Here is a 22,770-nt window from a genome sequence, read left to right as displayed (position 1 = left end):
AAACACTTTACCTTATGCTAGAACTGCCAATAAATAGCACAATTTGTTAACATTGCCCTTGTCACTAAGGGACTGTTGATCATTTCTCAATAATCCTGTTGAAAGATAGTTGCATTTACTTCATAGGAACTTGCCCAAATGCCTAAATTGCTCATCAGCATCATGTTCGTTTTGATGTGCGCCAACGTTAACGGTAATGAAAAAAAGCCAGAGAACCAAAGTACGGTTTTTAATAAAACCTTCAGTTGGCAAGCACAAATAGGTATTTCAGCCTATTATACCGACATTATACTCAAAGACGTTGAGCAAACAGATCTGAAAAGTTACCTCACCATACCGCTACTATTCGATTTTTATTACAAAGGCTTTTTCATTCAATCCAATCATCGACGCTCTGAAAGTTTTGCTCTTGGTGCCGAACTCGGTTATCAATTAATAGTCCGCGAAAATTGGGAACTCGATATCATCAGTAAAGCTTATATTGCCGGTATTTCACCCGATAATATTATGGAACAAGCCGATAAAAAAATAGACAGTATCAATGGGCTTTCCGAACGAGATGTTGGTGAAGGTATTGGCTTACGTTATACCCATTATTATGCAAATAGCCAACTATCTATAGATGTTGCAAACCTTGCTGTACCTAGCCATGCCAAAGGTTGGTTAGTCGAAGCTTTTTATAGTCATTTGATCCCTTATCGAAATTGGGACATTTATATCAATACCAGCTTAAGTTATTACCCAGATAGCATGATGGACTACTACTATGGCATAAAAGGTCACGAAGTTACCGACACAAGGCCATATTACGAAGCTGACACCACGTTAAAGGGCCAAGTTGAATTATTCGTGCAACGCCCTATTTCTGAGTCCTGGACATTTAGCGCCGGCATTAGCTTTACTAAGTACACTGACAACATAACAGATAGCCCCATTGTTGATAAATCTCATAAAGTAACCGCCATGTTTGGAGTACTCTATGTTTTTTAACTACCGCAAAGGAATTGCAGGGTTTGTTTCAATCATTTTATTAACCGTAAGTACATGTTCATTAGGGCAAGAAGCCTTAAATGAAACGATAATACTCACAGCTACCCCGAATAATTGTGTCACCTTACGCCAAGGAAGAACCTGCTACGCTGAGGTCATGATTGTCTGGCAAAGCAATGTGAAGGGTGATTACTGTTTACGGCATAAAACAACGGGAAAATCCATGAAATGCTGGCAAAAAAGCCAAAAAGGCCAGTGGAGCTTTGAATTTCAAGGCAACGAAACAACTGATTACCAATTAGTTTCACTTAATAAAATAAAAGTGATTGCAAAAACCCGTATTAATGTCAGTTGGGTACACAAAGCAACACCTAGAAAACGTCGTTGGCGATTGTTTTAACTGCAGGACTCATCATGAATAAAATGCAAAAAGTATTATTAGTTGAAGACGACTTATCGCTCGCTAAGTGGGTCAAAGAATACCTTGAACAACAACAATTTGATGTTGAACATGTCGCACATGGCGATGAAGTAGCAGTTGCTTTTAATCACTTTACGCCTGACGTGGTATTGCTTGATGTGATGTTACCCGGACTAAGTGGCATTGAAGTATGTCGATTACTCAGGCAACAATCTGACACACCGATTATTATGTTAACAGCAAGAGCAGATGAATTTGATGAAGTGATTGGTTTTGAAGCCGGTGCTAATGACTATGTTATAAAGCCAGTTAGGCCTCGCGCTCTATTAGCAAGAATCCAAAGTGCATTGAAGTATCAGCCCATGTCATCGAAACAAAGTAACACTATTAGTTTTGGTCTGCTACACATCAACGGTGAAGCAAAGCGCGTTACTTACAAAAACGAAGAAATTGAACTTTCAACCAGCCTTTTTAGTTTCCTATGGTATTTAGCGAGTCATGCAGGTGAAGTAGTAGACCGAGACAGTGTATTTAAAACACTGAAAGGACGTGAATATGACGGTCAAGATCGCCGTTTTGACGTGATGTTGTCTACCTTGAGAAAAATATTTAAAGATGATCCACAAAGCCCGAAAAAATTCAAAACCGTTTGGGGTAAAGGCTACTTATTTGTTGCTGATGCTTGGACTGATTAATTATGAAAAAGCTTTTTATCAGTATTATTTTTGCTGTTTTTGGCTCATTGTTTTTCATTAGTTGGGGAGTCGATCAATTCATTGCAAAACATAGCGATGAAAACGAAAATTCCGATACAATTATCTATGAAAACCTTATTGAAGGCATCAGTGCAGAGCTTAATAGCACACCAGAACAACAACTTTCACAACACTTAACGCAAATTGCCAAACACTATTCGCTTGATCTAACCTTAGAAAGTACATCTGCTATAGCACTCCCGCCTGCATTATTTAAACAACTTTCACAACAAGGTGGTTTACTGTTAGCCTCAGAAAAACAAGCATATTTAGTTAAACAGCTAACCACCTTTCCACAACATTTAGTGAAATTACATTTGCCGACAGCATCCGAAAAAGATCAAAAGTTAAATGTCTTTTTTACCGCCATTTTATATTTAGGTGTAGGAAGTATTATTATGCTTTGGTTGCTACCATTAGCACAACGTTTGTATGTACTCACAAATGCCGCAGACCTCATTGGAAAAGGTGAAAAGAACGTAAGAATTAAACTTAGTCGATTTTCTTACATTTCATTACTTGAAACTCGTTTTAATCAAATGGCATACCAAATAGAGAAACTCATGGCAGATAATAAACTACTTGCCAGAAGCTTATCACACGATATTCGCACGCCTATGAGCTGTTTACGTTTTGGCATAGATGCCGCCCTAGATGCTAACGATGTTGAAAGTAAAAATAATTACTTGAAAAGAATGGAGTTAGAACTTTCTCGTATGGAGGATATGACTGCAGCCTTTTTATCATATGCCAGCATGGAACGACAAGGGGTACATTTAAACATCACCAAAATAGAAATTAATCAATTTATTAATAACCTTTGGCAAGACTTTACATCACTAGCACTACAACATAACATCTCTTTTGAATATCGAGAGTTAGCAAATAATGAATATATTTCTGGTGATCTATACTGGCTAAATAGAGCGCTACAGAATTTAATCACTAATGCTATTCATTACGCCAATAGTCGCGTCATTATCCGAACACAAATATCACACAAAAACATAAAAATTATCATTGAAGATGATGGAAAAGGCATTGAACAGGAACAACTTACCGTTATTTTCGATCCATTCGTCAAACTCGATTCCAACCGCTCAAGAGAGCAAGGGCATTTTGGTTTAGGACTTGCCATTTGTCACAAAGTGGTCGATTGGCATCACGGCCAGATATCAGCAAGCCGATCAACATTGTTAAAAGGCGCTAAATTCATACTTTCTTTACCTCGTGAAAACCAATAGCAATGTACCATAAACTCTTGCTTGCATTCATATTTCGATACAAGTAACGTTAAGCAAATAACTTAACATGCACTACTATTCATGAAAATAATCGATCGGCGTTTTTTTATCAAATCTGCCGCAGCAATTTCGACAACCCATATAGCGACGACAATCGCCGATACCTTTACTCAAATATCCCCATCAACACTCTTTGATCATAAAAGTGTAATGAACTTAATTGCCCCTAAAATGGCAACCGTTCGCATTGGCTTTATTGGCTTAGGAGAAAGAGGTTTAAGCCATGTTAAGCACTGTAGTCATATTGATGGCATAGAAATAAAAGCGCTTTGCGATATCGACCAAAACGCCATGAATCAAGCCAGCCAATACCTTGAACAACAAAAAATAACTCGGCCCGATGAATATTCGGGTTCCGAGCTTGCTTATAAAGACATGCTCACCCGAAGTGATATCGATATCGTTATTATTTCCACACCTACGCAATGGCATACTCCCATGGCCGTCGATACAATGAACAGTAACAAACATGCTTGCGTTGAAGTACCCGCAGCAACTTCCATTGATGAGTGCTGGCTACTGGTAGACACCTCAGAACGTACACAAAAAAACTGCATGATGATGGAAAGTGTTTGCTATGGTCAAGATGAATTAATGGTTCTTCAAATGGTAAAACAGGGGCTGTTTGGCGAATTAAAACATGCTGAAACCACTTCGAACAAAGAGGTACCGGAACAAGTAACGCAAGAAGCAAATAACACAGGTTCATCGCATAAGAAAATATCAGATCATTTATACCCTACACACGGCCTAGGGCCCATATCACAATACATGAACATTAACCGTGGCGATCAATTTGATTTTCTCACCGCTGCTGAGTCAACCCCAGTGAAACGAACCGAAGACACTCAAAATCAATCGCAGCATGTTACAAGTGATTTTAATACCACCGTCATTACGACAAAACTCGGTCGAACCATCAACGTTAAACACGGCACTAGAACCCAAAAACCTAACATTGAACATACCTTTATACAGGGGACAAACGGCACATTTTCTGGTTCCCCAAGTCGTATAACTCTAGAAAAGCTGCCAGATACTATTAAGCATTATTATCAAAATATTCACCAATTAGCGGTTAAAAAGTGGCAAGAAAATGGTCAAACGGGTAAGAAGCCCGAAATGCCAAGTCAACACCAATGGGATGACAATATGGCGTACTGGCAAACACAATATCAACACCCTTTTTGGCAGCATATAGGAGCGGAAGCTACACAAAGCGACGAACTGCGTGATAAAGATTTTCTTATGCTGTGGCGTATCATTTTTTGTTTGCGTAATGGCCAAGCACTTGATCAAAATGTTTACGATGCTGCTGCTTTGTCGGTGGTTTCACCGCTTATCGATGAATTAGTTTCCAATAATAGCAACCATAAAGATATTCCTGACTTTACCCGCGGTTTATGGAAAAATACCGTCCCGATTTCCATTGCCTCTTAACTTGTATTAACTATATGAAAAATGAAAATAACACCAAAACGTTAGTAATATTGGCAGCTGGGCAAGGTAGCCGTTTTGGCCGTGCCAAGCAATTTGTTCAATTTGGCCCAAAACATTTAACATTGATGGAATACAACATTATTCAAGCCGTTAAAGCGGGTATTAAAGAAGTTGTTTTCATCACACAAGTGTCACAACAAACTACCCTAATAGAACAAGTATTGCCTCGTTTGCCCAAAGGTATTAAAACACACATTGTGTTACAAGAAACAAGCAATTTACCCGCAAACTGTGGTGTAGCAAAAGACAGAGTCAAACCACTCGGTACCGCTCATGCAGTTTGGTGTGCTAAAGATGTCATCAAAAAGGGTTTTATCGTTATCAATGCCGATGATTACTACGGCGAGCAAGCGTTTGCTAACATTCAAGCCCTTGCACCAAATGACTTTGGCCTTGTCGCCTTTGAATTAGGCAAAACTTTATCTACACATGGCGGAGTGAACAGAGGGTTATGCCACTACACAAATAATCGATTAGAAAGCATTAAAGAAGTGGTAGAGATCACCGAAATAAATGATGATGACTGTCAGGGGCTTTATGAAGGAGAACATATAATTCTTTCGAAATCACAATTTGTCTCAATGAACTTTTGGCGCTTAACACCTGCTATTTTCAACTGTATTGAAGACCAATTAATCAAATATTTTCCCGCTAACGCAGCTAATGGTTCTGAACAAAAAGCCCAAGAAGTATATTTACCTGAAACCGTTTTTGCCTACATGGCAACAACAAATGCACGTGTAACGCTTTTAACTTCACAAGATGCGTGGTTTGGCGTAACATATGCCGCCGATTCTCCATCTGTAGAGCAAGCGTTAAATAACCTGTCGGGTAATGGAGCATTCGACATTAGCGATTAACCATAATAAAACTAGGGACAGCGATACTTTTATGAACATTAATATTGATCGTGCACAAATAAGCCACGTTTTAGAAGCGTACCTATGCGACACAGAAACCAGTAAAATAATACCGTTAGGTAACGGTTTGATCAATACGACGTACCTGGTATCGAATCCCGATAAAAAGTTTGTATTGCAGCGTATTAATCATCATGTGTTCACTGAACCAAACCAAGTCATTAACAATGCTGATTTGATCAACGAACATTTACATGTCAAACAAAAACTGGGTGAGTATCATCTCGAACCCATCTGGCAAATCAAGAATCATCAAGGTGATTCAATGGTGCAGTATCGCGACAATAGTTGGCGCGCTATCCAATTTATTCCAAACTGCTTTACCATAGAAAAAGTAGAATCTGCACAACAGGCCCACGAAGTCGCAAACGCGTTTGGTGCATTTACTTGTGCATTAAGTGATTTTCCTGCAGAACGGCTAGATGAAATTATTACTGATTTTCACCACTTAGCATTTAGGCTATCCCAACTCAGCCAAGCAAAAGCTAATGACCCTAAGGGTCGTCTTGCAAACTGCCAGCATTTAGTCACCGCTTGTTTATCAGAAACCGCCTTTATTGATGAGGTAGCTGATATCGTTAAGAAATTACCCGTTCAAGTCACTCATAATGATACTAAGATTAATAATTTGCTGTTTGCTAAGGCCACCAATAAACCCGTCGCCGTTATCGATTTAGACACGTGTATGCCAGGGTTTGTTATGCATGATTTCGGCGACATGGTGAGAACCTGTTGCTCAAACTTACCAGAAGATGGCAAAAATATTGACGAACTATCTATTTCAATAGAAATTTTCCAAGGACTAGCCCGAGGCTATATTGAAAGTTTTCAAGGCAAGTTGTCTACACTTGAACAACAAAGCTTAGTGATTGGCGCCCAGTTATTACCATTTATGATCGGCATACGCTTTTTAACTGACTATTTAGATGGCGATAATTACTTTCACACTCAGTACAACGAACACAACTTATCGCGCGCGTTAAATCAGATTACCATGTATCAACGCTTAAAAGACCAACGTGAAACATTACACGATATCGTAATGAATGCGCATAGATAAAACCTGCTTCGTTACATAAAACATTTAACGGATACTCCCTACCCTGCCAAACTTGACCAGGTAACAACGCGTACAGAGCTATTGTTCTGTAACCCTATTATGTGCAATCAATTATTTTATTGAAAGTAAAACAATATAAATGTTCAAAACAGAACATGCTGACACTCTCCCACCCAACCATCTAATTCAACTATAAATTTTTCGTATTTGACGGTAAAAAATTTTTCATTCAGTAATGGTTCTTCTATAAAGATAGCTTTTTCCCTAATATCACTAAGTAATTGTTTATTATTAAATCAATTATCAAATTCTTCCCTTTCAATGTTAGGCTAATACCAATTCGCATAAAGATTAAGTCAGTTCAGAGCGATGTCAGAGGTGGGAGAATAAGCGAAACGTGTGCAGGTATAGTTGTTTTTTGCGCAATTATCGCGCCTCTAACACGCTCCCAAAGGGCGAGTTTAAACGCTTCATAGCCTGTGTTGTTGATTTTGAAAAGGACGCTACAAGGATGTAGCTTATTAGAGAACGCAGGAGCACGTTCTCCTGGATAACCATTCTCTGCAATCAACGCCGTACATCTAAAGTGTTTAATTCTCGCTGAATGACCGAATATTTATGCGAATTGGTATAAATAAAAAAAACAGTAATTCTTGTAACTATAACTAGCCTTATGCTATTAAAGTAACAGTGTAAACAAGGAAAGAATTGCAAAACGAATTGTCAGAACAACTATAATTGGGGTAAGCAGAATGAAGTTACGCTTTAAAGTAAGTGCGCTGGTTGCGCTAATTTTAATTTCGTTTTTAATGTTAATGGTAGTAGGGTTAACGGCACTACGCATAGCAAGCAATGATGATAACCGCGCACGTGTTGAGCAATTATTTAAATCCACCTACAATATAATTGTTGAAATGGAAAAGTATGTTGCTGATGGTAAAATGTCAGAGCAAGATGCCAAGAAGCTAGCCACTCAGCTACTCAGAGAAAACAAATATCATAAGTCTGAATACGTTTACGTCGCTGACGAAAACTTAAACTTTATCGCAACCCCTTTAGATCCTGAATTACATGGCACTAGCTTTCACGAATTTAAAAACGGTAAAGGGCAAAGTGTAGGTAATATTCTTCAAAATGCCGTCAATAAAAAACCTAATGGCATTGCCACTTATGAGTGGACCCAAAAACAACCAGATGGCTCCATAGAAGATAAATTATCTATCGCCCAACAAACACCAGTTTGGGGTTGGTATGTAGGTACCGGTATTGGTTTTGCCGAAGTTGAAGCACGTTTTTGGTCTAACGCAAGTTGGCAGGTGTTTATCTGTTTAGCATTAACAGGCGGCTTGGGTGTTTTATTATTCTTTTTTACCCGTAAATTACTTGATGATCTTGGCGGCGAGCCGTCAGCTGTTTTAAAAATTGTCCAAAAGGTAGCAGCCGGCGACTTAACGGGAAATAACTCTAGTTCAAATACTAGGGAAGATTCAATTCTTGGCTCGATATTACGTTTACGTGAATCATTAGCGACTATTTTAGGTAGTATTGAGGAGTCTATTCAAAAATTACGACAAGAAACGGAAGACGCCAATCGTCGTAGTGCAGAAATTGATCATACCTTTGAGTCACAGCGTAGCGAAATTGATATGGTTGCCACTGCCATGACAGAAATGTCTTCATCTTCTCAAACCGTTGCTGACAGCGCTAATGCTGCTGCACAATCAACAGCAGAAGCTGATCAACAAGGAGTAAAAGCCCACGGAATTGTTGATTCAGCCGTTCAATCAATTACAACCCTTGCCAGCCAAATTGAAGAAGCAAGCGTAGTTATTACGGAACTTGGTAATGATGTAACCAACATTGTCTCAGTACTCGATGTTATTCGTGGCATTGCAGATCAAACAAACTTATTAGCACTAAACGCTGCTATTGAAGCTGCCCGTGCTGGTGAACAAGGTAGGGGTTTCGCCGTGGTTGCCGATGAAGTACGTAACTTAGCGAAACGCACGCAAGATAGCACTGAAGAAATTCAAAATATGATAGTACGCTTGCAAACGGGTTCTAACCGCGGTGTTGAAACGATGGAGACAAGCAAAATCTCAAGCGAAGGCACAGTAGAGCAAACTCAAGAAGCAGCGACAGCGCTCAACCAAATTGCGCAAGCACTGAGCTCTATCACCGATATGAATAATCACATTGCCACAGCTTCTGATGAGCAAAATAAAGTTGGTGACGACATTTCACGACGTATTAATATGATCGCTGAAAGTTCGCATGATGCAGCTGAACTGGCCCATAAAGGCAGAGATGCCACTTCTGCATTAATTCAATTAACCGACCAATTAGAATCACTAATGACACATTTCAAAACAGTAAAATAACACAATACTTCATGTGCGGTATTATTGTATGCCGCGCACCTTGCCAAAAAATTCATACTCCCTAAAGAATATTATGAAGCACTATGAAAGCTTCATTTTACAGGGGTATTGTTTTATTTTGTGATGTTTTCTTTTGTTCTGATAGCTTTTCAGAAAATTTGTTTCGTTATCTGTAATAGTTTTTGTACAAATTTCATTTTGCACAGCTACCAATACGAAAAACTTTTATGTTATTTTTTTGTTAACTTGCAAACGTTCTGCTAGTCTTATTTTGTCTTAAGTGACCTTTAAGACTGAGAGCGTAACAAAACATTGTTAATAAAAGGTTAATTTTAGTGCAGTTGCAGGGGTGTTGGTGCGCTTATTTAATTTTCTACATTGTTCCGCTTTCACTCAAGCAAGTTTGGCTCTCCCCCAAGCTTGCTTGAGCTTTCTTCAATAATTTTAAATCACACGTTTTTCAATACATTTAATACCAATAATCAAAGCATAGAGCGACTATTCTTACATTATTTAACCTGATCTCGGGATAAGAAGTTATACCAACTGAAACGGTAAGCTTTTTATATATCACGCTGTTCTAGCACGGAGTTTTTTCTTAGTGCAAGGCAAATTTGTGTGGTAATAAGAAAAAACAACTGCTAGAAAATAAGTTGTTATCCCGAGCTCAGGTTATGTAGCTTGTTCTAAGCGCGCTAATGAAGTTGTAAGTTGATTAAATCTTTAACTCAATTGCTATAATAACAACGCGTTGTCCGTTATAATCTGTGTTATCCCAATCAGATTAATAGGCATTTATTCTCAATAAAGCTATGTCGAATAAGCAATTTTCGTTGTCTCACTTCTTTCCTTATCAACTAACCCGTTTACAAGCGTTAGTCAGTCAATCTATTGCTCAAGTATACCAAGGTGAGTTTGACCTCTCTCGACAACAATGGCGAGTATTAGCTATTTTAGCAACGCATGCCCCTATTAATGCTAAATCAATTGGCACACTTGCCGATTTAGAAAAAATGCCGACCAGCAGAGCAATTAAAGGCTTATTAGCACAGCAACTTATTATTCGCGTAAATTCTCAAACAGACAAGCGTGCGCAATTATTATCATTATCTGCGCAAGGTGATGTATTATTTAAGCAATTAGTTCCCTTGGTGAGCCAACAGGAAGAAGCACTTTTATCCGTACTATCAACACAAGAAAAGCAATGTTTAGCTACCGTCTTTGAAAAATTAGCCAAACAAAGTGAAAAAATATTGCTCGGAGATGAAGTGTTAATCAAAGATAAAGAGATAAAATAAAAAATATAGCACGCCACTAGCGCTTGCTAATTTAGCACTGCCAGTATGTTCTTCAATAACTTTTCTGCTTTTACTGGTTTAGCAACATGCATATTCATACCAGCCGCAATACTGTTATCTTTATCTTCTTGTCTAGCGTGTGCGGTCATCGCAATAATCGGTAATTGGGTATATTTTGGATTTTCACGAATAATTTTCGTCGCGGTGAGACCATCCATTACCGGCATTTGTATATCCATTAACACAATATCGACAGGGTTTTTATCTAATTGTGATAAAGCAACTTCGCCATTTTCAGCAACAATAACACTTGCGCCCATTGATAATAATAATTCTTTTGCCACCAGTTGATTGACCAAATTATCTTCTACCAGCAATACTGTTACGTCTGCTAATTGTTCTTTCTTAATCTGTTGTTTTTCAATTTTTTTTGGCGTACTTACGGGGTTCAAAGGCTTATTTTGTTGAACACTTTTCAACGCTAAATGAAGCTGGCATAACGTATAACGATATAATGGCGCATCACATATTACATAAGGAATTTGCGCTTGATCTAGCAATTGATAAGCATTACTGGCTGGCAACGTGTTGTCTTGTTGGTAAACCGCTAGCACAAAACCCCCCGCCGTTTTTGCTGTTGCATGATAAAAATACTCAACAATTTTTTGGCAGTTTTCAGTGGTGATGACATCGAGCCTGACAAACAAGAAACAAGTATCACCTTCTGTTACTTGATGTTGCTCAAAATCTGATAGTTGTTGATAGCGATAGTGGAGTGATGACAGTAGTTGTACAAATGAATCAGGTAATGTAACGCCAAATGATTCAATGGTGACAGGCGTATATATCGTTTGTTGTTGCGCATTGTTTGATTTGTTAAAAGGTAAAATAAAACTAAACTCACTCCCCTGCTTAGGCGCGCTTTTAATTTTTATTTCACCATCAAGTAAATTGACAATTCTTTGACAAATTGACAAGCCCAACCCAGAACCACCATATTTACGAGTCATTGACTCATCCGCTTGAATAAACGCATCAAAGAGTGTTTTTTGTTTCTCTAGAGCAATTCCTATCCCGGTATCTTTAACTCTAAATTTAACTAATGTTTTATCATTACTGTTGGCAATAACACCAACATTTACATTTATTGAGCCTTGCTCCGTAAATTTCACTGCATTATTAAGTAAGTTACTTAACACTTGCACCAATCGCATATCATCGGTAAAAACCATCTCAGGTACATCAGGTTCAACCACCACCTGTAAAGTTAATTTTTTTCGTACAATGATATTTTTATTAAGATTAATGGCGCGATGTACAATATGATCCACACTACAAAAATCTTTAACGATGTTCATATTACCTGATTCAATTTTTGCTAAATCTAGTAATTCGTCAACAAGGTGTAATAAGGTATCTGAAGCATCTTGAGCATTGGCAATTTGTTGTGTTTGTTGTGAAGTAAGTTGTGTATTTGTCAGTAAAGCATGCATGCCCTGAATTGCGTTAATCGGAGTGCGGATTTCATGACTCATATTCGCTAAAAATTGACTTTTAGCTTTATTGGCTAATTCAGCTTGTTCTTTCGCATTTTCTAAAGCAGCATTGACTGCGTATTGTTCAGTCACATCACGAATGATAATAATCGTACCAAGCACTTTATTGCCTTGATCATAAAAGTTTGATGAGAATAATTCATACGTATTACTTACTGTTTCAATGACACGAAAAATGCCGTGCATGCTTTCAGTCGTTTTGCCTCCAGTTTCACAGGCTAGCAGTGCTTTTCCGAGTTCGTTATTAATTAATTTTCCTGCCTGTTGACCTATTATTTGCATTTCTGAGGAGCTAACAAAGCGCTCAAAGGCTAAATTACAGCCGATAACTTGACCGCTAGAATCATTGAAAATCAAATAATCAGGAATCGCATTCATTACGGAACGTAAAATGGCATAATCTCGTTGGTGTTGTTGGCTTTTTTCTAATAGTGCTTGCGTTTTTTCGTGCACACGCATATCAAGCACGTTATTTTGATCTTTGAGCTGCTGCAATAGGCTTCTATTTTGACTAAAAATATCGCCAACAATATTGAACCAATGTTGCCAACCAGAAGGTGGTGTTATTTTTCCGTGGTCACCTTGCGCACTAAAAGCAATATGACTGATAAATGCCTGTGTCGGTTTAATAAACGTTTTACGCGTGACAAAATAAACAACACTTAATAAGGCTGTTTGCCCAATAAAAAGCAACAAAAACGACCAAATAAAACGACTAACTATTGGTTGAGAAAAGTGATCATAGGGTTGATATCGTAATAATACCCAATCAGTTGATGGTAAAAGAAATTGTTGCACTAACCATCCGTTGTGCTGAAACGATGCAGGCTCATTTTGCAATGTTTTGTAAGTTAAATCCTTTAGCGTATCAGGCATTAAGCTTTGCCATTTGCTGACTTGATTAATCGCTAAATTGTTCGCCGTTTTGTGCAGCAACACTTGGTCATGCTGATTAAATAAAATATAGCTATGTTTATCGCCATCATTCATTAATATCGCGTTGTGTAACCTTGCAAGATCAATATTGATCACCACGGCTCCCACAAAGGTTTCTTTATCAAATACCCCTGCACCAACGGAACTATATAAACTGGTTGCAGAAGATCCCAAATAAGGTGCTGACCACTGATAGCTATTGGAAAAGTAAGCGGTGTTACTTAACTGTTTAATTTGATCGTTGTCGAGTAAAGACGCTGAATACTGCCAGTTTTCACGGCTTATCCAAGGATAAATGCTGACAAATTGATTTTTCGATACATAATAAAACCAGTTTGCAGCATGGTTGGTACTTTGCGCGTTAACAAATGCAGGGGTTAAGGTGTAAGCCATTGCTAGCTCATGTTTTAATTCATCGTTGAATTCTTTGATTTGTCCAATACCGGTGATATTAACGCTAAGTTGCTGCCGTTGTTCAATAATATCGCGTTTAGTTTGGGCTAGATAAAAACGTTCGTCTTCTTGCTCAAGTAGAGGTGTTGCCAAAGGAAAATGATCGGGTTTACTGAGTGCATAGTTAGCAAAACGCTGAATAGAACTAATGGAATTTATGGCTTGTTTGAGCGTTTCATTTAACGCGTAACTTTGGTTTTCTAATGCGCCATACTCATTCAACTCGTGTGACTCAAGTTGATGATAATAGCGATAACCAGCCATAGATACGGCAACCAGCAAGATCGCGAAAAAAATCCCTATAATTGAGAGTTTATAGCGTGTAACAACTTGATTATTGCCCTGCTTTTTAAGGTTCATTGATATAACTGATGTAAAGAATCATCTTAACGCGATAATAAACATTAATGATATAAAAATCATGTGTTGAATGTTATCAAAAATATAACTCTCCTTTGTTTGTAGAAAATACCGTCTCAAATAAACAGTCAGTGATAACACTCACTATTAACCTTTCTACTAAGTGACTTAAGACGTATAAAAACGCAAACAGACCGAAGATTCGGCCTGCTTGCTGTTTTATTTATTACCACCATGCAGCGTATAACGCGATCAAAATAATCACAACACCTACCGTTGCCACATTGAAGCCTTTATCAGTGGAAAAATTCACTTCTTTTAGGCTAACACTAGAATTCGATGCTTTACTGTCAGTAAATAATGATACTAATACACATAATGCCAGACACATTAAAAACACTAAGCCAACACGATCCATAAAGGGTAATTCTGGCCAAGTAAATTTAAGCAATAATGAAAATACCGCTGAACCAATAGCTGCCGCTAAAGCACCCGATGAACTGGCTTTAGACCAAAACATGCCCATGACAAAAATCACCACAATTCCAGGGGTAAAAAAGCCCGTAAATTCTTGAATGTATTGGAATGCTTGATCAAACTTACCTAATAATGGTTCTGCAACAACCAAGGCAATAGCCAATGATGCCAATGCGGCAATTCGACCTACTTGCACATAATGATGTTGCGATTTCGCAGGCTTCATCTTGGCATAAATATCCATGGTGAAAATAGTGGAAATACTGTTTGTCATAGAAGCGAGCGATGACACTATCGCTGCCACAAGTGCTGCGAATACTAACCCTTTAATACCTACAGGCATTAAGGCCATCATCGATGGATATGCTTGATCAGGTGTCGTTAAGTCAGGATATAAAATCACTGCTGCAATACCCGGTAACACAACAATAATCGGCATTAAGAGTTTAAGATACGCGGCAAAAGCAATACCTTTTTGCGCTTCTTTTACATCTTTCGCTGCAAGCGCACGTTGAATAATGTATTGGTTAAAGCCCCAATAGCTAAAGTTCATGACCCACATACCGCCAATTAATACAGAGATACCAGGTAAGCTCATGTAGTGCTCATTATCACTACTTAAAATCATATCGAAATGACTCGGAACTTTTTCAGTTAATACACCAAAACCAGCAAGTACCCCTTCACCACCAGAAACTGCATCAAGTGCAAGGTAACTCAAAAATAGTCCACCAAATACGAGTAAGACAACTTGTAAAATATCAGTGTATGCAACCGCTTTTAAGCCACCATATAATGAGTAAGCAATTGAAAAAACAGCAAGAAAAATCATACCGTACATCCAATCAACACCCGCTACGGTTTCTATCGCTAGGCCACCAAGCCAAAGAACGGCGGTTAAGTTGACAAAAATATAAACCGCCAACCAAAACAATGCCATGGTCGTTTTAACACGATTATCAAAACGCTGTTCTAAATATTGCGGCATTGTATAAATGCCATTTTTCAAAAAGATAGGCAGCATATACTTACCTACTAAAATAAGCGTAATAGCAGCCATCCATTCGTACGACGCGATTGCTAAACCCAGTGCATAACCGGAACCAGACATACCAATAATTTGCTCTGCTGAAATATTAGATGCGATTAACGATGCACCAATTGCCCACCAAGGCAGTGCTTTACTTGCGAGAAAATAATCTTCGGTGTTTTTACCTCCCTGTTTATCTTCTCGTGACACCCATAACGCTAAGACTAAAAGCCCTAACACGTAGGCGATGAATACACCGGCATCCAACATCTCTAATTTCATCATTTCTCCCCTAATTTTTGCTATTTTTTATGTGCGTTAATTATTAATTATTTTTTATTATTAATGGTAAGCATATACAAATGTGCAGCACTCCAACTAAAGTTGGTTGCACCCTGCATATCACCGGTCATTGGATTGTAATTCTCTCTGATCGGCTCTGCTAATATTAAACCTTGTGCATTATCAAAAAGCTTATTTGTAAGCGCTTTACCTTGTTGATAATAACCATAATTTTCTAAGGCTGCTATGCCAAAATAAAACTGATCTAACCAAACACGCCCTCGCCAATAAATATTTTCATCATATGCAGGATTTGTAAGCGCTGCTGTAGGTAATGGGATCAGCGAATTAAACTGTGTTTTCGCCATCATTTTTTCGACTACTTGCTCTGCTTGTTTTTTCTCGGCAATCTCAGCCCATAGTGGGCTCCAACCTTCTGGCCCCATACCGCGAGCAGTAAGTAATGTACCTTGACATTGTAACGGTGCTAACGTTTCAGACGATATTTGCAGATCATAATAGAACCCAGTTTTCTCATCAAAAAAGCATTGATTTATTAGTGCCGTTAACCTGTTTACGTCTTTTAATAAACCTTTTTTAAGAGTGTCTTTGTTAAGTAAGGAGGCCATGTCGGCTAAAATTTTCTTTTCTTTGACCAAGTAAGCGTTCAGTTCAACTGACTCTTGATCAATGGAAAAGCCAAGTAGCTGCCCTTTATTATCGCGATTTTCAAAGAACCTTACTTGCCAATCTTGTTTCGCTTTAGCCAGATCTCCTTGGTAGTGTTTGTTCGCATAAGCAGCTAACTGTGCTTGATTGATAAAACCAAAACGTGCGGCATTATCCATCCCTGATTCCCAACCAGCGCCGTGTTGAGCACCAATATCTAGTTGTTCATAATCACCTTCTGCTAGCACTTGCTCATAAAGAGCTAAGCCATGACAAGACAACCAGCCATTATCTGCAGGCTGGCATTGGTGTTGATATTTATCTTTGTGTTTCTCTGAGACTTTAAGCGTAAAGCTGATATTCCCTTGCGCATCATTATGAAAACGGTGCTTGGTTGCGCCATATTCTATTAACCCATTGTTGTTATGATCGCGATTTCGATACCACCAATCATGGTAAGCCATTAATGGCTCAAACATTTCTTGCACAAAGCTTATATCTTGCGTTGCTTTATACACTTCCCAAACAGCCCAGGCCGCTAATGCAGGTTTGGTATTTCGTTCATTCCAATTACCACCATCACCATTGCGAACACTATCTTTGTTATAAAAAACAGCATCAATCACCATACCGTGATCTTGTGGGCGAACAGCATCGTTTGGTTTGACTTGGTAATCGAACATTGCTCGAATATTATCTTTCGCCACCTCAGGGGCAAAGTAAGCCATGGCAACAGCATGTTTCCAACTGTCCCAAGCCCACACACCATTGAACCATCTAGCTGTAACGGAAGGTGTTACGCCATCATGTTTTAATTCCCCAGCCGCACTTCGCCAGTTACCAATCAGCGTTTCAATCGACTTTGCAGCAACACGTTGTTGTTCAGTATTTTCAATCGCTTCAACACTGGCTAAATATTGCTGCCAACGTTTAGAGGTAGCAGACAAATATTGTTCAGGGTTCTTTAACACTTTTGTTGTTAATACTTCACCTTGTTCCACTTCTTGTTCGTTATGATAATAACTATGGGTTGCATAAATCGTCTGGCTTTCATTGGGTAGTAACGTTAATGAAGCCTGGCTGATATAAGACAAGTTCTGCTTATTTAAGCGTGTTTTGCTGTTTATTGAACGCTTGATTACATAACGAGAAGTACCAGAAAACATCATATTCCATGTACTACGTAAACGATCGAACTCAACAGATACGCCTCGTGCTGATTTCGATAATCTTCTTTGCCAATTAGGGTATTGTTTTGACACAGAAATTTCTGGCGTCCATTGAGATAATAATTCGCCTGACCACTTGAGGGAATATGCTTGTGTATCTTTGCTGTTATTTATTATTGTCGTGTTGACCAATGCAGTTCGATTCGAGACAAATTGCAACGTAAAGGTTACCTTAATATCTTCACCACGATACTGCTGAATAAGCTTTCCAGGCTCCGATGACTTACTAACTGTGAACGTTGACCAATCTATCTTCTGACCATTTTTTTGCTTAATCAGTGTTAGCTTATCTAACTGTTTAGCAATGAAAACACCGTATTCTTCAGCGATTATCATTGGTCCAGTAAAACCGCCTAACTCGTGTTGGCTTTCAGGCAATAAAAACCCATGCCAACTACCAGCATCAAAAAGCGGATTGTATTTTTGGTTGCCGTATTGGTCAAAGTTTTGATGTGAAACGGGTGTACCTGCTCGGTTGATCAAGTTTTTAAACGGCTTTTCTTCCACCGATGCTTGAACAGTACTAAGCAAACAAAAGGAGATACATCCTACTAACCATTTTTTTATCATAACACCCTCTTTAATATGAATATCAAGTGTTTATGCGAATAACGAGCATAATGGTTGTCAATCATTTTAGCTAACACTTTAAAATATCCCATTTATACTATATATTTTATATTCTTCACATTTTCAGGGGAAAGTAAATGATTAAATCAATTGTTGTATTAGGTGGTGGTAGTGCAGGTTGGTTAACCGCATGCTTAATAGCAGCCAAACACGTTAACAAGAACTCCCCTTTTTCCGTGACATTAATAGAGTCACCAAATATTCCAACAATAGGTGTAGGAGAAGGCACATGGCCAACCATGGTGAACACATTACAACAACTTGGTATAAGTGAATTAACCTTTATGCAACGTTGCGATGCTTCTTTTAAACAAGCGTCGAAATTTGTCAATTGGGTGAACAATAAAGAAGGTGATGAGTATTATCATCCGTTTACTCCGCCACAGTCATTTGATCAAATTAGTTTAGCTAGTACTTGGCAACAACACTACGCAGATAAACCTTTTGCCGAAACCGTATGTTTACAAGCATTACTTTGTCAGCAAAAACGGGCCCCTAAACAGTTAAAACTTGGCGATTATAAAACCATAGAAAACTATGGTTATCATTTAAATGCCGGTAAATTTTCACAGCTTTTAACAGAGCATGGCACTGAAAAACTGGGCGTTAAACATATCCTTGATGATGTTATCGCGGTAAATAGTAAGTCAAACGGTGATATTGCATCATTAACAACCAAAGAACACGGAGATATTAACGGAGATTTATTCATAGATTGTTCAGGCCAAGCGGCAGCTTTAATCGGCAAACATTATCAAGTGCCCTTTATCAGTAAAAAAGATATTTTGTTTATTGATAAAGCCATTGCGGTACAAGTGCCCTATTCATGTGAAAATTCGCCTGTGGAGTCTGCCACCCTTTCTACCGCACAAACCGCTGGATGGATATGGGATATAGGCTTACCCACAAGACGAGGCGTTGGCCATGTATTTAGCACTAAATACACATCCATTGAATCGGCTACTAAACAACTTAAATCGTATCTAGCCCAATCAGTGGATAACATTGAGCAACTCACTTTTAGAACACTTGATATCAACCCTGGGCACCGAGAAACCTTTTGGCATAAAAACTGTGTTGCTGTTGGTATGTCTTCTGGCTTTCTAGAGCCTTTAGAAGCATCTGCCCTAGTTATGGTAGAACTGGCAGCGAAAACCATTGCACTACAAATGCCAGCGAGTCGTGAAGCAATGGATGTTATCGCCCGCCAGTACAATAAAAATATGACCTTTCGATGGCAACGTATTATCGACTTTTTAAAGTTACATTATGTGTTGAGTAAAAGAGATGATAGTCGTTTTTGGCGTGATAACCGAGACCCAGCAACAATACCTGACTCATTAAAAGAGTTACTGACCTTATGGCAATACCAACCACCAGAAAACAATGGTTTTTTAAGCCCTTATGATCTATTCCCTGCGGCAAGCTATCAGTATATTCTCTATGGTATGGGCTTTATCACTCAAGCCAACTGCTTGGGCAACGAAACAGAATTAACTAAACAATCAAACGAAGCGATTAATAAAGTAAAATCTAGACAACATAAAATGCCTTCGTTATTACCAACAAACCGTGAAATACTCACCGAAATTCGCCAACAGAACCGCGAAATTCACATCGATATTAATCAAGACAATAGACAAAACAATCAACCATGGCAATTTTTAGCAAGCGATAACTTATCCAAGGTTAGCCAGCAGTATCCAATATTTTTTAAGAAAATAGCATCCGGTTATACACCTATTTATTTAACCCACTTAACTGACCAAGGAAGCATTCATCAAACTAACCAACATAATAAAAAATTTCCCTATGAAGAAAATAGTGCGCATACGCTATTTCCCTTCAACGATGATGCATTATTAGAACCTGTTAAACTCGATATTACCTTAAATGATGACACCGAAGTAAAGATCTCTGGCTTATATGTTGTTCAACAAAACAAATGGCAGCAAATAAAGTCATCTTCACAGTATTCTTCAACGTTAACCAAACAACTCGATTTAATGATGTCATCTTTACAACATGTACCAGCGTTGATTGCCGTTGAAAACAAAAAAAGAGGTGTATAAGCGCAACTTGGTTATCGTTGCGCCAACATAAAACCAGCGTGATTGCTGGTTTTATCATGACTAATACCAATTCGCATAAAGATTAAGTCAGTTCAGAGCGATGTCAGAGGTGGGAGAATAAGCGAAACGTGTGCAGGTATAGTTGTTCTACATCAAACACGTTTTGCGCAATTATCGCGCCTCTAACACGCTCCCAAAGGGCGAGTTTAAACGCTTCATAGCCTGTGTTGTTGATTTTGAAAAGGACGCTACAAGGAGGTAGCTTATTAGAGAACGCAGGAGCACGTTCTCCTGAATAACCATTCTCTGCAATCAACGCCGTGCCTCTAAAGCGTTTAATTCTCGCTGAATGACCGAATATTTATGCGAATTGGTATAAGCTTTTAAGTGCGTGGTTTAAGCACTATAGATGATCATGTAAAAAGCTAACGTATTTTTTGGATGCTTCTATACGATTGACTTTTTTACTGAAGCCATGACCCTCGTCATCAAACACTAAATAGTCGACAAAGGTGCCGCCATTTCTAATTGACTCAACCATTTCATCGCTTTCAATTTTCAACACTCTAGGATCGTTTTTGCCTTGTACCACTAATACTGGCTTTTTAACTTTATGGCCAAAGAAAACAGGTGAAATACTGTGAAGTCGCTCTTTATCAGTACTTGGATCGCCTAATTCGTCATAAAGTGATTGTCTAAAGGCTTCCCAATAAGGTGGAATACTCTCTAAGGTACGAACCCAATTTGTCACCCCAAAAATATTGATCCCCACTTCAAATTCATCAGTAAATGCCATTGCCGCCATGGTTAAATAACCACCATAACTGCCACCAATCACACCTATTCTGTCATTGTCGACCCAATCTAACGACTGTAAATAATATTTGTTATACACCACATCTTTCAAATCATGATCACCGTGTTTTTTATCATCTAAGTGAAAAAATGTTTTACCGTAGCCACTTGATCCTCGGTTGTTAATTTTAAAGATTGCGTAGCCATTATTTACCAAGTGTTGAATAGTCGCGGAATACCCTTTACGGCTTTGCCCTCCTGGGCCACCATGTATCCAAATAAGTGCTGGCACTTTCTGCGTTTCAGCTTGAATAGGTTTATATAAAATGCCTGGAATTTCTAAACCATCAAAACTCTTAAACCTAACAACTTCGCCGGAAACTAAATTGTCTTCAAGTATGTTGGGATTGCCTGTATTGGTTAAACGCTTTACGTTATCGGAACCCAGTTGATGAACATATAAATTTGACGGAGATGTATCTGAATTAATATAAAATACTAACGTGTTAGCATCATTTGAGAAGTTAACACCACGTAAATCACCGCTTGGCATTTTAGGTAAGGTCAATGGTTTCATGGTTGATAAGTCTAATATTTCTATTTTTGTTTGCGCGTCTGCATTAACGCCCACCACCTGATAGCGACCATCTTTAGAAAAATAAGTAAAGCTAACATCCCAATTCGCCTTATAATTCACTTCCTTTGTTTTTGTATTGAGATCATAAGCCCATGCTTGTCGATATTCGCCAAATTCGTCAGTGGAATAAATAAGTTTTTGACTATCACGCGTGAACGTATAGGCACTATGTTCAACCTCTCCTTCATGCTCAGTGATTAATTGAGCCACCTCATTTTCTTCTTTTAGATTAACTAAATATAAATTTGAGTCAGCGTTGGTGATTGTTTTGCTTAATGCGATATATTGACCATTAGGACTAATACTCTCAACTGAGTAACCAGAGGTGTTTTGATACACAAGCTCCCTTGAATAGTCACTCACTTGATACCGGTAAACATCAAAAAACTTTGGATCTCTTTCATTCGTGGCAACATAAAATTGTTTATCATTTTCATGCCAACCGACAAAGCTTGCTTTTAAGTTATCACCTGGGGTTAAATCTTTTTCATCGCCTGATAGTTCTCTAACATATAAATGATTTAATTCATCACCACCTTTATCAGCGGTATAAAGTATTCTGTCATCCTTTGGAAACCAGCTAACCACATAAATTGATTCCACAGTGGAATGCGTTAACGGTATTACAGGAGAACCATCAAGCGGTACTTTATAAGCGTTAAAAATACCGCTTGTATCATTACTTACTAGTACCGCACTAGCGTCTGCATTAATTGACGACCCAAAAACAGATGTCGTTTTATGAAATTCTTCAGCACTATATGTTTGAAAGCTTGATTCTTCTTGAGCAGTAGGTTGCTCATAAGCCTCTTCAATTGGCTTTGAACAAGCCGATAGGTAAAAGCCAGTAAAAATAATAGTGGCTAGTAATGGAAATTTTCTCATCAGTAAACTCCATGTTTATTATTGTTTTGATTTAACAACGTATCAGTTGTTTAATTTTCATCCTTATTCAGTATACAGAATAAGCGCATAAAACATATAGTTTGCTGTTATTGTCATTTAATATTGTTTT

The 22,770-nt window shown here is 38.3% G+C and carries 14 protein-coding genes; 10 read left to right on the top strand and 4 right to left on the bottom strand.

Annotated elements, in window-relative coordinates; all coding sequences use genetic code 11:
* Window positions 1-138 precede the first annotated feature (138 nt).
* From QUE72_RS03225 to QUE72_RS03185, 9 genes are all read left to right on the top strand, one after another.
* Window positions 139-990, top strand: a complete 852-nt coding sequence (locus tag QUE72_RS03225) for a MipA/OmpV family protein (protein ID WP_286271516.1) — start codon at window positions 139-141, stop codon at window positions 988-990.
* The gene (locus QUE72_RS03220) at window positions 980-1,390 is read left to right on the top strand and encodes a DUF3019 domain-containing protein (RefSeq protein WP_074498188.1); all 411 of its coding nucleotides are present in this window, start codon (window positions 980-982) and stop codon (window positions 1,388-1,390) included. Before QUE72_RS03225 ends, QUE72_RS03220 begins: the two co-directional genes overlap by 11 nt.
* Window positions 1,391-1,404: 14 nt before the next feature.
* Window positions 1,405-2,106 (top strand): response regulator transcription factor, encoded by a 702-nt coding sequence (locus QUE72_RS03215; RefSeq protein WP_074498338.1) that lies wholly within the window; start codon window positions 1,405-1,407, stop codon window positions 2,104-2,106.
* 2 nt (window positions 2,107-2,108) lie between these two features.
* Window positions 2,109-3,410 (top strand): sensor histidine kinase, encoded by a 1,302-nt coding sequence (locus tag QUE72_RS03210; protein WP_286271511.1) that lies wholly within the window; start codon window positions 2,109-2,111, stop codon window positions 3,408-3,410.
* 81 nt (window positions 3,411-3,491) lie between these two features.
* The gene (locus tag QUE72_RS03205; protein ID WP_286271508.1) at window positions 3,492-4,910 is read left to right on the top strand and encodes a Gfo/Idh/MocA family protein; all 1,419 of its coding nucleotides are present in this window, start codon (window positions 3,492-3,494) and stop codon (window positions 4,908-4,910) included.
* A gap of 14 nt (window positions 4,911-4,924) precedes the next feature.
* Complete coding sequence (locus QUE72_RS03200) at window positions 4,925-5,830, top strand: sugar phosphate nucleotidyltransferase (RefSeq protein ID WP_286271506.1); 906 nt, start codon at window positions 4,925-4,927, stop codon at window positions 5,828-5,830.
* 31 nt (window positions 5,831-5,861) lie between these two features.
* Complete coding sequence (locus tag QUE72_RS03195; RefSeq protein WP_286271505.1) at window positions 5,862-6,950, top strand: phosphotransferase enzyme family protein; 1,089 nt, start codon at window positions 5,862-5,864, stop codon at window positions 6,948-6,950.
* Window positions 6,951-7,702: 752 nt separating this feature from the next.
* Entirely contained in the window at window positions 7,703-9,331 is a 1,629-nt protein-coding gene (locus QUE72_RS03190; RefSeq protein WP_286271503.1) for a methyl-accepting chemotaxis protein, read from the top strand.
* An 812-nt stretch (window positions 9,332-10,143) separates the two neighbouring features.
* A complete protein-coding gene (locus QUE72_RS03185; protein ID WP_286271501.1) occupies window positions 10,144-10,629 on the top strand; it encodes a MarR family winged helix-turn-helix transcriptional regulator in 486 nt (161 codons plus the stop codon).
* A 26-nt stretch (window positions 10,630-10,655) separates the two neighbouring features.
* Here QUE72_RS03185 and QUE72_RS03180 read toward each other — a convergent pair whose 3' ends face one another.
* The 3 genes from QUE72_RS03180 to ygjK all read right to left on the bottom strand — a co-directional run bounded on the left by QUE72_RS03180 (window position 10,656) and on the right by ygjK (window position 18,191).
* Window positions 10,656-13,934, bottom strand: a complete 3,279-nt coding sequence (locus QUE72_RS03180) for an ATP-binding protein (RefSeq protein ID WP_286271498.1) — start codon at window positions 13,932-13,934, stop codon at window positions 10,656-10,658.
* 226 nt (window positions 13,935-14,160) lie between these two features.
* Window positions 14,161-15,723, bottom strand: coding sequence for a sodium/sugar symporter (locus QUE72_RS03175; protein ID WP_286272941.1), 1,563 nt, complete (start codon window positions 15,721-15,723; stop codon window positions 14,161-14,163).
* Between the two features lie 47 nt (window positions 15,724-15,770).
* Window positions 15,771-18,191 carry an alpha-glucosidase gene (gene ygjK, locus QUE72_RS03170; protein WP_286271497.1) on the bottom strand — a complete coding sequence of 807 codons (2,421 nt, stop codon included), beginning with the start codon at window positions 18,189-18,191 and terminating at the stop codon, window positions 15,771-15,773.
* Between the two features lie 137 nt (window positions 18,192-18,328).
* On the opposite strand from ygjK, the gene QUE72_RS03165 reads away from it, so the two are divergent.
* Window positions 18,329-20,323: a tryptophan 7-halogenase gene (locus tag QUE72_RS03165; protein ID WP_286271496.1), complete on the top strand. Its 1,995-nt coding sequence runs from the start codon at window positions 18,329-18,331 to the stop codon at window positions 20,321-20,323.
* Between the two features lie 403 nt (window positions 20,324-20,726).
* On the opposite strand, the gene QUE72_RS03160 is transcribed toward QUE72_RS03165, so the two are convergent.
* Window positions 20,727-22,640: a S9 family peptidase gene (locus tag QUE72_RS03160; protein ID WP_286271495.1), complete on the bottom strand. Its 1,914-nt coding sequence runs from the start codon at window positions 22,638-22,640 to the stop codon at window positions 20,727-20,729.
* Between the last annotated feature and the right edge of the window lie 130 nt (window positions 22,641-22,770).

Source organism: Thalassotalea hakodatensis (assembly GCF_030295995.1).
Lineage (GTDB): Bacteria > Pseudomonadota > Gammaproteobacteria > Enterobacterales > Alteromonadaceae > Thalassotalea_C > Thalassotalea_C hakodatensis.
The sequence above is the reverse complement of the archived record's forward strand: the minus strand, read 5'-3'. Positions and strand labels throughout refer to the sequence as shown.